The organism is Zoogloea sp. (genome assembly GCF_041911615.1).
Classification (GTDB): domain Bacteria; phylum Pseudomonadota; class Gammaproteobacteria; order Burkholderiales; family Rhodocyclaceae; genus Zoogloea.
In genome coordinates this window covers 20,409-33,467 of the sequence record NZ_JAYROR010000129.1, presented here as the reverse complement: position 1 = coordinate 33,467, position 13,059 = coordinate 20,409, and the positions used below count along the sequence as shown (strand labels likewise).

Sequence of the window (13,059 nt, the reverse complement as noted above, 5' to 3'; positions counted from 1 at the left end):
CCTTGAGGTGGGTTTCATTCGGTCAGAGCAAACCTCGCTCGGTGAAGGACAGGGGCGATGCGCCGCCGGCCACGATGAAGTGGTCGAGCACGCGGACGTCGACCAAGGCCAAGGCCTGCTTCAGGGCCTTGGTCAGACCTTCATCGGCTTGGCTGGGCTCGGCGACACCAGAGGGGTGGTTATGGGCGAAGATGACGGCGGCGGCGTTCCAGGATAGGGCCAGCTTGACCACCTCCCGGGGATAGACTGCCGTCTCGGTCAGCGTCCCGCGAAACAGCTCGACACACTCGATCAGCTGGTTCTGGGCATCGAGCAGCATCACGACGAAGACCTCATGCTGGAGGTCGGCAAGACGCATCCGTAATAGCTCGCGGACGGCTTTGGGGTCGGTCATGCAATCCCGCGTACTCAAGGTGCCGTTGAGCATTCGCGCCAATAGCTCACGCGCTGCCGTCAGCGGGCGGAGAGAAACGCAGGTTTCCGCATCTTCCAGCGGGAAATGCGCCTGAAGCAGGCGGAAGACCTCCATCAGCGGCCGGTTGGCAATACGCGCGGCGGACTCTTCGCCAAGGATGATGCGCAGTAACTCAGCATCGGGGAGTTGTTGAATGGCGGACACGAAGGTCATCGAAAATTTCTCCTGTAGAAGTTGGGGCTGAGATGTACAAATCCCTTGCCCGGGGCATTGGCATGCCACGCGGCGTGTCAGGGTTTCTAGATAGGCTTGGAGATCGGCAACGGCACGTAACGACTAGCGTTGGCCGCTACCGACCTCTGGTCCATGTCCGGTTTTACTGGCGGTGGTTAGGGCCTATTGCCGCCGGCATCGCGCTGTTCCAGATAACGCAGCGTGTCTTCCCAGGCGGCTGCCTCGGCTTCAGTTCGCGACATGCCTCCGTCATAATGCCGAATGCCGGCCCGTTCCTGATAAAACTCTTGAGCTGCGTCATCGAGGGCATCTACCTTTATGGCGAGGTTGGGGTCGAGGGGCGGCGAGTATTTCGGCGCATTCATGGCTCAATACTCGTCGGGCTTGAGGAAGGTCGTCACCGACCGATCCCACTCGGTAATGACCCAGATTCGCGTATCGCCACCCAGCGGGTAGCTCGATAGCAAGCGCCCGTCTGATTTCAGGGCCTCATCGTTCAATTGGGCGTCTTCGTTGGGCAGTACTCCCCAATCTGCTGAAAGGTGACGTGCCAAAAGCGTAAGGGGTGAGCACTGGTGTTCCTCCATGGCGGCCAGTGCGCCGGGTGTCGCCACGATCTGGCCGGGGCTGAACTTCGGGCTGGCCAACACCTTGGCGATGTCGCTGTCGGCCGTGGTGGTCTGGATTTGGTACATGCGTATATCTCCAAATAGAAAGGCCAACCGCCGCTGGGCAGTTGGCCTTAAGGTTTTGTGGTGGGCAATCCGAGGTCAGGTACCCGGAGCATAGGAATCAGCCGATGACCGGCACCGGTTCGGCATACTCCCGGCAAAAGCGCAGCAGTTCGGGATCGATGCCCTGTTGATCAGGGATAACGGTGCACACGCCGTAGTCGCCGGCAAGAATGTGGACCATTTCAAAGCAGTGGCTGGTGTGTTCCTCCAGGACCTCGAAGCACGGCGCGAAATCTGGATCGCCGAACTTCGCGTCAGAGAAGATTCCCGTAGTGATCCACACCCCGCCAGCCTTCTCAAGGTCGGCGATGCTGTCGCCGGGCTGAGCCAGCACGAACATGCCCAGATCGTCGTAGCTATAGCCTTCGATGGTGATTTCCTGAAAGCGCTGCGCGATGAGGCCCCGGATATATGCATCCTCAACCTGGTCGAGTTGGGAAGGGTCACGCAGGATCAACATTGCCGTCGCCCTCAGTGCCGACCGGGATTGCAACCTCCTTCTTGGCCTTGGCCTGCTTCTTCTCCTTCTTGTCGCTGGCCTTACTGCTGGCCGGCTCAGCCTTTGCCGGTTTTTCCGCATCCGGGGTGATGTACACCTTGTCGGATTGGGTTTCCAGCATCTTGGCCTTCCAGGCGGCCCAGTCGTCGCCGATGACATGCTGCTGAGGTGATTCCGGCGCTGGCTTGAGCAGACCTTGATGACGAAGGCAGGCGCAGAGGAAGCCGCCGTTATTGACGGAGCGCGATGCCGTAAAGGCCTTGAGGAAGCGCTTGGCCGGGATGGTTTGCTTGAGGTCGACGCCGTTCAGGCAAGCCTCGATATTGGCGAATGGGATGATCTCTCGGCCGAAGTAACCGCTGCCTCCCTGGTTTTCCAGGAGGGTGAAGAAGACTTCGGTGGAGGCCTCGTCCTTGAGGATGGCGTAAACGATTTCGCCCTGCGCGTTCAGGCTGGTCTTGGGCGCGGTCAGCGTGGCGAGATGAAGATAAATGGGTGCGTTGCTCATGGTTTGCATCCTTTCGGTGGCCCAGAAACAGAAAAGCCCGTGATCGCGGAGGATCACGGGCTTCTGGATGGGCTGGGGGTAGGCTGATTAGCGATCGATCTCGATGCGCAATTCGATTTCAATATGGTCGGGCCAGAGAGCGTCGACGACGACGGGAAGCGGGTTATTAAACATTTCGGACCTCATTAGGAAGAGATGGGTGTCGCCGGCCTGGAGCCTGCGATGGAGGGATGCTCCTAAGGAGATGATATGGATATGACATCGCGAGCCATGACGCCCCGTCAGGCCTCACGCCTGACGGGGTTCCTGTTGTCTTGAAGTTAGCGTCGATCCGGCCGCAGGAAATGAACGTCGTCTGGGTGGATGCCGAAGCACGGGCCGACTTTGTTGTAGTCGATGGCCAGCGAGAGCGGATCGCCGGCCGGCAACTGTTTGGCCTGGGTCAACGCCTGGCGGAGGCGATCGAGTATCTCGTCGGCGATCCGTTCCCGACTTGATGCGATGGCACGTTCGATCGCCATCATCTTGTACACCTCGACCACCTGCCCGGCGTAATCGGGATCCAGGGTGATTTCGGTGGCGAGGTCGTCCATCGGTATGGCGGTCATGTCCGTTGCCAGACCCAAGGCCCAAACAGACCAGCCTAGCGAGTCCCTGCACGTGTCGATGGCCTCGTCGGAAAGGCCTTGGTCGGGGGTAGGTACTGCTTTGGTATCAATCATCTTTAAATCCTCGGTGAGCGGGTGGGTATCAACACACTGTTTGCGGCAGTTGATGTTTTTGGCGGGCCTTTGCCGAAACAAATCGGTAGATACCAACTTTGTGACCCCGGAGGACCCCATGACCACCAACACCCTGCAATCCACGTCCTGGCTCGCCAAGCGGCTGGGTTTATCGACGTCCACTATCGAAAGGCTACGTGCCCGGGGTGAGGGCCAGCTGCCGCCGCATCTGGTGATTGGCCGACACACGATCCGCTATGACGTCGCTGTCGTTGAGGAATGGCTGGCGGTGCGCCAGCATGGCCAAGCATCCAAACCGGCTAGCCCTTTGCCAAGTGCGGCGCCCACGGCTGGGAAATCGCTTTTTCGGAAGCGCTTGAGCAGCACGCCGGCCACCGCCAAGGATTGATTAGGCTACTGCTCCAGAATCTCGCTTTCCCCCTTTGGGGGAAGGCGAGATTCTTATGGACGTTGGATTGGATCGGCTGTTCATCGGCCTTGGACTAAACCGCTCTCGCGGTAGCCCTCCGATTCTGCGCAGTGGTTGCTGACAGAAGCGCGCGGTTTCCTACCTTGAGAACTGAGGCACTCCGCCTCGTTCTCAAGGAGCCGCAGCCATGACCGCCTCCCCACACACCATCAGCCCATTGCGCCAGCGCATGATCGAGGACATGCGGATGCGTAAGCTGGGCGACAGAACCCAGGACGGGTACGTGCGCGCCGTGCGCTACTTCGCGAAGTATCTTGGGCACTCCCCCGATACCGCGACCGTCGAGGATCTGCGGAACTACCAGCTGTACCTCGTTGATCACGGGGCGTCCCCCACGTCGCTCAACGCAGCAATTTGCGGCTTGAAGTTCTTCTTCTCCGTCACACTCGACCGTCCCGAACTGATGGCCAAGATGCAGCCGGTGCATCTGCCGCGCAAGTTACCCGTGATCCTGAGCCCGGACGAGGTGAAGCGCCTGATCGCAGCGGCCGGCAATCTGAAGCACCAAACCGCCCTGGCACTGGCCTATGCGACGGGCCTGCGGATCAGCGAAGTCGTGTCCCTGAAGGTCACCGACATCGACAGCCAGCGCATGACGCTGCGGGTTGAACAAGGCAAGGGCCAGAAGGATCGTTATGCGATGCTTTCGCCGTTGCTGCTGGAACGGCTGCGCGTCTGGTGGCGGGTGGCCCGCGCGCAGGGCAGGATGCTCGATGGCGGCTGGCTGTTCCCTGGCCAGGATCCGGTCCGGCATCTCAGCGCCCGGCAACTCGACCGTGCCATCCACGCTGCCGCCGACGAAGCCGGTATCGGGAAGCGGGTCTCGATGCACTCGCTGCGCCATGCCTTTGCCACCCACCTGCTGGAGCAGAAGGTCGACATCCGCCTGATCCAGGTCCTGCTCGGGCACAAGAAGCTGGAAACCACCGCCCTGTATGCCCAGGTCGCCACCGACATCCTGCGCGAGGTCGTCAGTCCGTTGGAGAGGCTGAACGCCCCGTAGCGCCGCCATGGAGCGGCCTGCCCTGGAGGTCGCCGACATCTTCCGCACCCATGGCCCCGCGTGGCGAGCAAAGCAGTCAGGCCACCTGAGCCTCGGCCAGCTCAAGGTCATGTCGGCCATCGAACAGTGCCGTACCGCGGCGCTGGGCGGACACGCATTGCGTTGCCATGCCTGCGGGCATGAGGAGATCAGCTACAACTCCTGCCGCAATCGACATTGCCCGAAGTGCCAGGCGCGTGCCGCCCAGCGCTGGCTCGAGGCCCAACACGCCGATCTGCTGCCCGTCGAGTATTACCACGTCGTCTTCACGCTGCCCGAACCCATCAGTGCCATCGCCTACACCAACAAGGCCGTGATCTACCGGCTGTTGTTCGACGTCGCAGCGGAAACGCTGACGACCCTCGCCGCCGATCCGAAACATCTCGGCGCCCAGATCAGCGCCACCTTGGTCCTGCACACCTGGGGTTCGGCATTGACGCATCATCCCCACGTGCATGGCATCGTCCCCGGCGGTGGCGTTTCTCCAGATAGGCAACGCTGGGTCGCTTGCCGGCGCGGGTTCTTCCTGCCGGTGCGCGTGCTGTCGCGCCTGTTCCGTCGGCGCTTTATCGAGGAACTCGAGAAGCGCTATCGCACCGGCCAGCTGCAATTCTTCGGCGAGTACGCGCCCCTGGTCGATGCCGGCGCGTTCCGCAGGTGGTTGGTGCCGCTGCGCGGGTGCGAGTGGGTGGTGTATGCCAAGCGTCCGTTCGCCGGTCCCGAGGCCGTATTGGCCTACCTTTCCCGCTACACCCACCGGGTGGCCATCTCAAACCGGCGATTGGTGGCGATGGATGAGCATGGCGTGTCCTTCCGCTGGAAGGACTACCGGGCCAAGGGACCTACCCGCCACAAGACGATGACGATCGCCGCTGACGAGTTCATGCGGCGCTTTCTGCTGCATGTGTTGCCAACGGGTTTCCACCGCATCCGTCACTACGGCCTGCTGGCCAATGCCGGGCGACAGCAGAATCTGGCCACGGCGCGTGCCTTGCTCGATGTGCCTCGACCCGAACCGGCCGGCAACGCCAGCGCCGTCACGCCATCGCCGACCTTCGTCTGTCGTTGCTGCGGCGGCACCATGCAGGTCGTCGAGATCATGATGCGTCGACTGCCGATTCGCGCGCCGCCATGAAGCATCGCCTGCAACGCTCTCGTTACACGACCGCATCGGCACTCGCGTTCCCGGCGCCGAGAGCGACCAGCTGTTGCTCGATGCCGTATCGCCAGAATTCCCCGCCTCTGGCACGTGTGACCGTGGCGCCAATGACCGCGGTCAGTGTCGATCTGTACGTTGCCGATGGTTCGATGCGTCAATCATCGATCCTCTCGGGAAGAGCGGCTGGCGTCAAATCACCATAGGCCTCATCCCACCCAAACCGCGCAGCGGCGTTCCGCGGTTTCGTCCCTGGAGGTTTATTCAACGTCTGCCCGCAGGCGCTCTTGCCTCATCCACGCTTCGTCACGTGGAGGGCAGACGTCAAACAAACCTAAACCGAAGCGGCCATTGGCGGGTTCTGTTAGGAGGGTCAGCTTGAGGGCGCACACTGGACCAACAACGCAAAGCGTCAGCCAGCGACCGGTTTACCCCGGATGAACGCGTGCTATCGACCCAATGCGGTCCTCGGCCCCTATGTGAGCGGACAACATGCTCGACGCTTTCGTTGGTGTAATCGAGCGCAATGCCAAACTTGGCGCGTGTATAGTCCACTGCATCTTCGGCATACGCATTCATCATGCCATCATGGATGCCTTTGAAGCTCACCAGACGATGAGCTCGCAGGCGCTCGGCTCAGTGAGGGTTCGAGAAGGGCTGCGCGACATTCTCTAGGGCCCTGCGCAGTTGCATGAGGCGCTGTGGGCCCGAGCTGCGGAATGACCAAGCAGAAAGCACTTTGGTTCGTGCATTGAGAGGGAGGACAGAAATGCGATGGATTACTGCTCTGAATCTGCAGCAGTGGGCGGACACGCTTGCAGCTCGAAATGTTTTCCCAGGAATGGTCGCCGACTTGATTCGGGCGTCCGCAAGAGACATCTCGAACATCAGGTTCCCCAACGGCGACAAGGGGCAGGTGCGCGGATTTGACGGCGTACTGGAAGCCGCTGGTGTTCCCCCATACGTGCCCGATGGCTTGTCAATTTGGGAGTTCGGCGTCAACGCCGGCGCCGCAGCCAAGGCCGAGTCCGATTTCGCGAAGAGAACCAAGGAAGTCGAGAAGGCGAAGCGCATGGAAACATCCTTTGTCTTTGTGTCTCCGCGGACTTGGGACAACCCGAAGGAGAAGCTGGCTGACTGGGTAGACGACAAAAAGAAGCTTGCTGAGTGGAAGGACGTTCTTTACCTCGATGGCACTATGGTCGAGGACTGGCTTTGCAGTGCGCCCGCGGTCGCAGCCAGGTACGCCAAGTATGAGTTGAACTGTTTTCCGGCGGCTGGAGTGCGAAGCACAGACGAGTTCTGGGATGAATACTCCACCAGATTTGGACCGCAACTTGTGGAAGCCGTGCTCTTGGCCGGGCGAGTGCAGCAGGCCGAGGACCTCGTTCGAAAGCTCAGCGAGGGCGTCAGCAAACTGCCTTACGCGGCCGACTCAACCGACGAGGTGGTTGCCTTCGCGATTGCTGCGATTCGCAGCGCCCCGACTGATGTCCGCTTCTTCCTTGAAGCAAGGACTCTTGTCGTAGACACCGAGGAAGCAGCCCGTCAAGTTGCTGCGTCGTCAGGGCTGTCATTCCTCCCTCGGTCGCAGGCACGTCAGTTGGCCGGCCTCCTTGCCCAAAAGGGTCCGACAGTGGTCAGCGCGGGAGCAGACGACAAGAAGCATGGCCATGAGGTGCTACGTCGCCCATCAAGTACCGACCTTGGGCACGCACTCGAAGGGATGGGGTTCAATTCCAAGGATGCCTACGCGATGGCGCGAAGTTGCGGCCGCAGCTTGGCTGTGCTTGCGCGTCTAATTCCGAGCGGTACTGCGCCAAAGCCGGAGTGGATAGACAAAGGCGCGATGCTCTTGCCAGCCTTGCTGGCTGGTGCCTGGCATGTGAGGAATAAATCGGACCAACAGGTCATCTGCGGTCTCGCGTCAGTACGGGACTACGCAGCTTGCGAGGCGCCGCTTCGGCAACTCGCGAAACTGCAGGACCCACCGATTGACTACGTCTCGGACGTCTGGGCGCTTCGGGCCTCTGTTGATGCCTTTGTAAATCTGGGACACCTCATTGGGGCGGAGCACCTTGAAAGGTTTTCGGCAGCTGCACAGGCGGTGTTTGGGAAGGCGATTGAACCTCCAAAGGCGGATGAGGTCTACAGGCCCGCGGAGCAGAGAGGTACCGACACACATAGCCGTTGGGTGCGCGACGGGATGATGAATACCCTGCTCCATATGGCAGTGCTTCATGAGCAGGCTGAGTTTGTAGTTCCGGGAACCACTCCTCAGGACTATGTTAATGGCATTGTTAGAGGGCTTCCAGGCCTTTCACGAGACCACCGGCTCTTGGTCAGCCTGCAAGACCAGATGGCACTGCTCGCGGAGGCCGCTCCCATCCCTTTCCTTGAAGCCCTCGAGCGTCTGCTCGAGGGCGACGCCATGGCTATCCGGCCAATCTTCGAGGAGCAAAAGGGGCTGATTGGTTCCCACGCGTACTACTACGGTGTTCTGTGGGGCCTTGAGGTTGTTGCTTGGGACCCGCAGTTCCTCCTGCGTGCATCAGTATGCCTTGCCAAGCTGGCCAAAATTGACCCCGGTGGTACCGTTTCAAATCGACCCATAAATAGCCTAAGGGCTATCTTCCTGTCTTGGGCTCCGAACACAGGCGCCAACGCCGCGCAGCGCAAGGGTGTCTTGGCGCACGTCTTGAATGCCGTGCAGGAGGTTGCCTGGGACCTACTGGTCAAACTCCTTCCTCGGCCACATGACCATTCAAGCCCGACGCAGGCGCCGGTCTTTCGAGAGTTCGATGAGTCGGAGGTTCTGACATACGCTGTCGTCTGGGACGCTCAAAACTTTGTTGTCGAACAGGCAATCGCGCGTGCGGGAACCGAGCCAGGCAGATGGATGACGCTCATAGATGCGATGAGTCAGTTCCCGAAGGATGGGTTCGACAGGATGGTTGCTGGGTTGGACCTCGTGCTTAGCAGTTCTGCCGGCGAGGCTCGATTCAATGTTTGGGACGCACTTCGGAAGGAAGTGAACAAGCATCGGACGTACGCGGGAACTGACTGGGCAGTTTCGGAGGAGGCATTGACCCGCATTGACCCCTTGCTCGCCCGGTTTGCCCCTCAAACCGCAGTGGAGAAATCCGTCTGGCTGTTCGATGACTGGATGCCGGATGTGCCCGGAAAGGTTGACTCTGACGACCCCACTGAGGCGATTGACGCGGCTCGGCACGAAGCAGTTTTGGATGTGATGAGGGAGTCAGGCAGACAAGGCCTGATTGAGCTGGCCCAGCGGTCAAAGCTTCCGCAGCACGTTGCTATGGCTGCAAGGAGCCTTGAGTTTGGTTTCGATGAGCTTGGGCAGTTTTTCCTGGAGGTCCTCCGCGCAGCTCCCAACATTGATGTCGTTGCCGGCTCTGTACTGGCGGAGGGCGCCACTCGATTCCAGGGGCAATGGACTCAATTCGCACGTGAGACTTTTGTCCATGAGCAGGTGGTGCCTGAGCGGGTGGCCCGACTCCTCACAGCGTTGGATGACTCGATTCAAACCTGGAACTATGTTCAGGAATACGGTCCAGAGGTGAACGATGCCTATTGGCGTCTGAAACATTCGTACTTTGTACGTGGGGATGCTGATGAGTTGCTCTTTGGAGTTCGGCGCTATCTCGAGTATGGGCGTCCCCTTGCCGCGCTGGATGCTGCAACACGCAGATTGGGTGAGTTGCCAACGACGCTGCTTGTGCAGCTACTTGACGGCGCAGTTCCAGAGCTCAATGCGTCAGCACGGGGCGGCGGGAACCTCAGTATTTACAACATTGAGCGTGCCTTTGATGAACTGCGCAAGCGGGGCGACATCGTCCCTGACGACCTAGCTGCGCTGGAGTTCAGGTACCTGCCGGTCTTTCATTCGCGTCGGCAGCCGCTCGTCCTCCACACTTTGTTGGTGCAGCGGCCTCGTATGTTCATGGATGCGATTTGCGCAGTGTTCAGGCCGGCGAATCGGGAGCCAGAGCCTGTGTCGGAGGGGGCCGAGAAGCTCGCAGTGGCCGCGTACGAGCTTTTGACGGGCTTGCAGGTGCTTCCTGGGCAAAGCGGCGCAGAGGTCGACTACGCCGCACTTTGGGCTTGGTGCCAAGAGGTTCGACGGATTGCGGTTGAAGCCGACCGCGTAAAGATTACAGACCAACGGATTGGCGCCCTGTTCGCACATGCGCCTTCCAGCCAAGCCGACGGAGCCTGGCCCCACGAGGCCGTTCGGGCCGTCATTGAGCACCTCGCGTCTGAAGAGGTAGAGCGGGGGCTTGTCATCGAGCGATTCAATATGCGGGGGGTCTACGGCAAGGCTATTGGTGAAGGGGGGCAGCAGGAGCGGGTGCTCGCAAAACAGTGCCAAGACTGGGCTGCAGCGATGCCGGCCTCACCGCGAACCTCGGCCATGCTGATGCGTGTGGCGGAGAGCTGGCTGCGAGAAGCCGAGCAGGCGGACCAGTCGGCTGCGAAGGAATCGCTCCGCTGGTGAGGGTTGCACTCGGGCGATTGCTCTCTATTAGCTGACCTGCGGCTGTACGCATGATGTTTGCGCAGCGTCCGTTGAAGAGGCGGTCATATACGCGCCTCGGCCTGCCAAGCGTTTGCTCGCGGAGCTGCTTCGTTCTCGACGAGTTCGGCTGGCTCTACGTTAAGCGCCCGCTTTCGGGCAGCCATTCAGGTCAAACTGAAGACCGCTCCGGGTCGGGAGTGGGAGTTCGCTGGCCAGAAAAGCTGCAACTCATCGCGTTTTCCTCGTAAAGGTCGGCTTACCAGGGCATTGCTGACCGACGCCGCCTAGGACCCCAATGACCGTAAAGGCCGACGACCTGCCGATTGGAAAGTGCTGGATGTAGAACGATAGAGCCCTACCCAGCTCAGACCAGATATCGACCAGACAACAAAAAAGCCAACCGTCCTCGGTTGGCTTTTTCTTTTACAGATCAACGACCTGCCGGAATTCGATGTGGAGCGGGCGATGGGAATCGAACCCACGGCATCAGCTTGGGAAGCTGAGGTATTACCATTATACGACGCCCGCTCGGGAACCCGGGATTGTACGCATCGGCAGGGGCGAGGGCAACCGGGAGGGCGTGGTAAACTGCGGCCATGATGACGCCTACGACTTCTTCTTTGCTGTCCCTGACGATCAACGGCGAGCCGCGGGTGCTGGCTGCGCCGGCCACGGTTGCGGCCCTGCTCGACGAGATGGGGCTGACCGGCAAGCGGCTGGCCGTCGAGCGCAACGGTGAGATCGTGCCCAAGGGGCTGCACGCCGGCACGGCGTTGGCCGATGGCGACAAGCTCGAGATCGTCGTGGCGGTGGGCGGCGGTTGATTCGTACCTGCCGGTCGGGCCTGTCGGCCCGTGCGTGCGTTTTTTTCGATCCGATTTTGATGAGGCTGATGCTCCGATGGACGATTTCCTGACGATTGCAGGCAAGCGCTATTCTTCCCGGCTGCTGGTGGGTACCGGCAAGTACAAGGATTTCACCGAGACCCGCGCCGCCATCGACGCGAGTGGCGCGCAGATCGTCACGGTGGCGATTCGCCGTACCAACATCGGCCAGGACCCGAACGCGCCGAGCCTGCTCGACGCCCTGCCGCCCTCGCAGTTCACCTACCTGCCCAACACCGCCGGCTGCTACACCGCCGACGACGCGGTGCGCACCCTTCGCCTGGCGCGGGAACTGCTGGACGACCACCGCCTCGTGAAGCTCGAGGTGCTGGGCGATCCGCACACCTTGTTCCCCAACATGCCCGAAACCCTCAAGGCCGCCGAGGTGCTGGTGAAGGAAGGCTTCGAGGTGATGGTTTACTGCTCCGACGATCCGATCCAGGCGAAGATGCTCGAGGACATTGGCTGTGTGGCGATCATGCCGCTGGCCAGCCTCATTGGCTCCGGCATGGGCGTGCTGAACCCCTGGAACGTCCAGCTGGTGCGCGATGCCGTGAAGGTGCCGGTGCTGCTCGACGCGGGTGTCGGTACGGCTTCCGACGCGGCGATCGCGATGGAGCTGGGTTGCGACGGCGTGCTGATGAACACCGCCATCGCCCTGGCGCAGGACCCGGTCAGGATGGCTGGCGCCATGAAGAAGGGTGTCGAGGCCGGCCGTGAGGCCTTCCTCGCCGGTCGCATGCCCAGGAAGTTCTACACCGCCAGCCCGAGTTCGCCGACCACCGGCCTGATCGGCTCGTGATTCCCCGTATCTGATCGACCCGCGGCGCGCTCAGGCGCGCCGTTTTCCATTCCGGATTCCGCCATGAGCGACGCACAAGAGCACGCCCCGACCGACGAGCAGCCGCAAGCCGGCAGCCGCCTCACTTCCCAGTCCATTCGCAGTTTCGTCCTGCGCCAGGGCCGCATGTCCGACGCCCAGCATCGTTTTCTCGACGAGATGATGCCCAAGGTGGGCGTGCAGTACCGCCCCGCGCCGCTCGATCTGGCGGAGGTTTTCGGCCGCAAGGCGCCGCAGATCGTCGAGATCGGCTTTGGCATGGGCCAATCCACCGCCGCCATCGCCCAGGCACGGCCGGGAGACGACTTCCTCGGCATCGAGGTGCACGCGCCCGGCGTGGGCAGCCTGTGCAAGCTGATCGACGAGGGCGGCATCACCAACCTGCGCATCGTCCAGCACGACGCCGTGGAGGTGCTGCGCGACATGATCCCCGAGGGTTCGCTGGCTGGCGTGCATATCTACTTCCCCGATCCGTGGCCGAAGAAGCGTCACCACAAGCGCCGTCTGGTGCAGGGGCCGTTCGTCAAGCTGATCGCCAGCCGCCTTGCCCCTGGCGGCTACCTGCACTGCGCCACCGACTGGGAGGAATACGCCCAGCAGATGCTCGAAGTGCTCGGCGCCGAGCCGCTGCTCGCCAACACCGCCGACGGCTACGCGCCCAAGCCGGATTACCGCCCGCTCACCAAGTTCGAGAACCGCGGCATCAAGCTCGGCCACGGGGTGTGGGATCTGGTCTTCAAGCGGGTGTGAAGATGGCGCTCAAGCGACTGCCGGCGGGCGCCTGGCTGATGGGCGTTCCGGGTCTGGCCTGCCTCGGCGCCGGCCTGCTGCTGCTCGCCGGCTTCGGCGAGGGGCTGCACCCGTTGCTGCAGGAATCGGGCGCCGGGCTGGTGCTGGTCGTATCCGGCGTGGCGCTGGTGGGCAGCGCGGCGTTTCCGCTAGTGCTGGCCGAGCTGGCGGCCAAGGATCGCCAGGACGGCTGAGGCGCCGTCCC

General features: G+C 61.5%; 15 protein-coding genes and 1 tRNA gene. 9 read left to right on the top strand and 7 right to left on the bottom strand.

Features of this window, described 5'->3' with window-relative positions:
* Positions 1–22 precede the first annotated feature (22 nt).
* From radC to ACE3P2_RS17180, 6 genes are all read right to left on the bottom strand, one after another.
* A complete protein-coding gene (radC, locus tag ACE3P2_RS17205) occupies positions 23–628 on the bottom strand; it encodes a DNA repair protein RadC (RefSeq protein WP_374266714.1) in 606 nt (201 codons plus the stop codon).
* Positions 629–804: 176 nt separating this feature from the next.
* Complete coding sequence (locus tag ACE3P2_RS17200) at positions 805–1,014, bottom strand: hypothetical protein (protein ID WP_374266712.1); 210 nt, start codon at positions 1,012–1,014, stop codon at positions 805–807.
* 3 nt (positions 1,015–1,017) lie between these two features.
* Positions 1,018–1,344: a hypothetical protein gene (locus tag ACE3P2_RS17195; RefSeq protein WP_374266710.1), complete on the bottom strand. Its 327-nt coding sequence runs from the start codon at positions 1,342–1,344 to the stop codon at positions 1,018–1,020.
* A gap of 97 nt (positions 1,345–1,441) precedes the next feature.
* Entirely contained in the window at positions 1,442–1,843 is a 402-nt protein-coding gene (locus ACE3P2_RS17190) for a hypothetical protein (RefSeq protein ID WP_374266708.1), read from the bottom strand.
* Positions 1,827–2,390, bottom strand: a complete 564-nt coding sequence (locus ACE3P2_RS17185) for a hypothetical protein (protein ID WP_374266706.1) — start codon at positions 2,388–2,390, stop codon at positions 1,827–1,829. The genes ACE3P2_RS17190 and ACE3P2_RS17185 overlap by 17 nt, the downstream gene beginning before the upstream one ends.
* A gap of 320 nt (positions 2,391–2,710) precedes the next feature.
* Positions 2,711–3,112: a hypothetical protein gene (locus tag ACE3P2_RS17180; RefSeq protein WP_374266704.1), complete on the bottom strand. Its 402-nt coding sequence runs from the start codon at positions 3,110–3,112 to the stop codon at positions 2,711–2,713.
* A gap of 118 nt (positions 3,113–3,230) precedes the next feature.
* Here ACE3P2_RS17180 and ACE3P2_RS17175 point away from each other — a divergent pair, with 118 nt between their 5' ends.
* The 5 genes from ACE3P2_RS17175 to ACE3P2_RS17155 all read left to right on the top strand — a co-directional run bounded on the left by ACE3P2_RS17175 (position 3,231) and on the right by ACE3P2_RS17155 (position 10,319).
* On the top strand, positions 3,231–3,521 hold the full coding sequence (locus ACE3P2_RS17175) for a helix-turn-helix transcriptional regulator (RefSeq protein WP_374266702.1): 291 nt from the start codon (positions 3,231–3,233) through the stop codon (positions 3,519–3,521).
* 208 nt (positions 3,522–3,729) lie between these two features.
* Positions 3,730–4,605 (top strand): tyrosine-type recombinase/integrase, encoded by an 876-nt coding sequence (locus tag ACE3P2_RS17170; protein ID WP_374266700.1) that lies wholly within the window; start codon positions 3,730–3,732, stop codon positions 4,603–4,605.
* Between the two features lie 7 nt (positions 4,606–4,612).
* A complete protein-coding gene (locus tag ACE3P2_RS17165; protein WP_374266698.1) occupies positions 4,613–5,779 on the top strand; it encodes an IS91 family transposase in 1,167 nt (388 codons plus the stop codon).
* 513 nt (positions 5,780–6,292) lie between these two features.
* On the top strand, positions 6,293–6,475 hold the full coding sequence (locus ACE3P2_RS17160) for a hypothetical protein (protein WP_374266696.1): 183 nt from the start codon (positions 6,293–6,295) through the stop codon (positions 6,473–6,475).
* A 94-nt stretch (positions 6,476–6,569) separates the two neighbouring features.
* On the top strand, positions 6,570–10,319 hold the full coding sequence (locus tag ACE3P2_RS17155; RefSeq protein WP_374266694.1) for a hypothetical protein: 3,750 nt from the start codon (positions 6,570–6,572) through the stop codon (positions 10,317–10,319).
* 475 nt (positions 10,320–10,794) lie between these two features.
* On the opposite strand, the gene ACE3P2_RS17150 is transcribed toward ACE3P2_RS17155, so the two are convergent.
* Positions 10,795–10,868: transfer RNA gene (locus ACE3P2_RS17150), tRNA-Gly, on the bottom strand.
* 92 nt (positions 10,869–10,960) lie between these two features.
* Between ACE3P2_RS17150 and thiS the strand changes: the two genes are divergently transcribed.
* The 4 genes from thiS (at position 10,961) to ACE3P2_RS17130 (ending at position 13,048) form a co-directional block, all read left to right on the top strand.
* Positions 10,961–11,164 (top strand): sulfur carrier protein ThiS, encoded by a 204-nt coding sequence (gene thiS, locus ACE3P2_RS17145; protein ID WP_374266744.1) that lies wholly within the window; start codon positions 10,961–10,963, stop codon positions 11,162–11,164.
* Between the two features lie 76 nt (positions 11,165–11,240).
* Positions 11,241–12,026 carry a thiazole synthase gene (locus ACE3P2_RS17140; RefSeq protein WP_374266692.1) on the top strand — a complete coding sequence of 262 codons (786 nt, stop codon included), beginning with the start codon at positions 11,241–11,243 and terminating at the stop codon, positions 12,024–12,026.
* 63 nt (positions 12,027–12,089) lie between these two features.
* A complete protein-coding gene (gene trmB, locus ACE3P2_RS17135; protein WP_374266690.1) occupies positions 12,090–12,815 on the top strand; it encodes a tRNA (guanosine(46)-N7)-methyltransferase TrmB in 726 nt (241 codons plus the stop codon).
* A 2-nt stretch (positions 12,816–12,817) separates the two neighbouring features.
* Entirely contained in the window at positions 12,818–13,048 is a 231-nt protein-coding gene (locus ACE3P2_RS17130) for a hypothetical protein (protein WP_374266688.1), read from the top strand.
* Positions 13,049–13,059 lie beyond the last annotated feature (11 nt).

Bases quoted from the DNA above. Each gene is read 5' to 3' on its own strand.
- radC (WP_374266714.1), bottom strand. From the start codon at position 628: ATGACCTTCGTGTCCGCCATTCAACAACTCCCCGATGCTGAGTTACTG.
- ACE3P2_RS17200 (WP_374266712.1), bottom strand. From the start codon at position 1,014: ATGAATGCGCCGAAATACTCGCCGCCCCTCGACCCCAACCTCGCCATA.
- ACE3P2_RS17195 (WP_374266710.1), bottom strand. From the start codon at position 1,344: ATGTACCAAATCCAGACCACCACGGCCGACAGCGACATCGCCAAGGTG.
- ACE3P2_RS17190 (WP_374266708.1), bottom strand. From the start codon at position 1,843: ATGTTGATCCTGCGTGACCCTTCCCAACTCGACCAGGTTGAGGATGCA.
- ACE3P2_RS17185 (WP_374266706.1), bottom strand. From the start codon at position 2,390: ATGAGCAACGCACCCATTTATCTTCATCTCGCCACGCTGACCGCGCCC.
- ACE3P2_RS17180 (WP_374266704.1), bottom strand. From the start codon at position 3,112: ATGATTGATACCAAAGCAGTACCTACCCCCGACCAAGGCCTTTCCGAC.
- ACE3P2_RS17175 (WP_374266702.1), top strand. From the start codon at position 3,231: ATGACCACCAACACCCTGCAATCCACGTCCTGGCTCGCCAAGCGGCTG.
- ACE3P2_RS17170 (WP_374266700.1), top strand. From the start codon at position 3,730: ATGACCGCCTCCCCACACACCATCAGCCCATTGCGCCAGCGCATGATC.
- ACE3P2_RS17165 (WP_374266698.1), top strand. From the start codon at position 4,613: ATGGAGCGGCCTGCCCTGGAGGTCGCCGACATCTTCCGCACCCATGGC.
- ACE3P2_RS17160 (WP_374266696.1), top strand. From the start codon at position 6,293: ATGCTCGACGCTTTCGTTGGTGTAATCGAGCGCAATGCCAAACTTGGC.
- ACE3P2_RS17155 (WP_374266694.1), top strand. From the start codon at position 6,570: ATGCGATGGATTACTGCTCTGAATCTGCAGCAGTGGGCGGACACGCTT.
- ACE3P2_RS17140 (WP_374266692.1), top strand. From the start codon at position 11,241: ATGGACGATTTCCTGACGATTGCAGGCAAGCGCTATTCTTCCCGGCTG.
- trmB (WP_374266690.1), top strand. From the start codon at position 12,090: ATGAGCGACGCACAAGAGCACGCCCCGACCGACGAGCAGCCGCAAGCC.
- ACE3P2_RS17130 (WP_374266688.1), top strand. From the start codon at position 12,818: ATGGCGCTCAAGCGACTGCCGGCGGGCGCCTGGCTGATGGGCGTTCCG.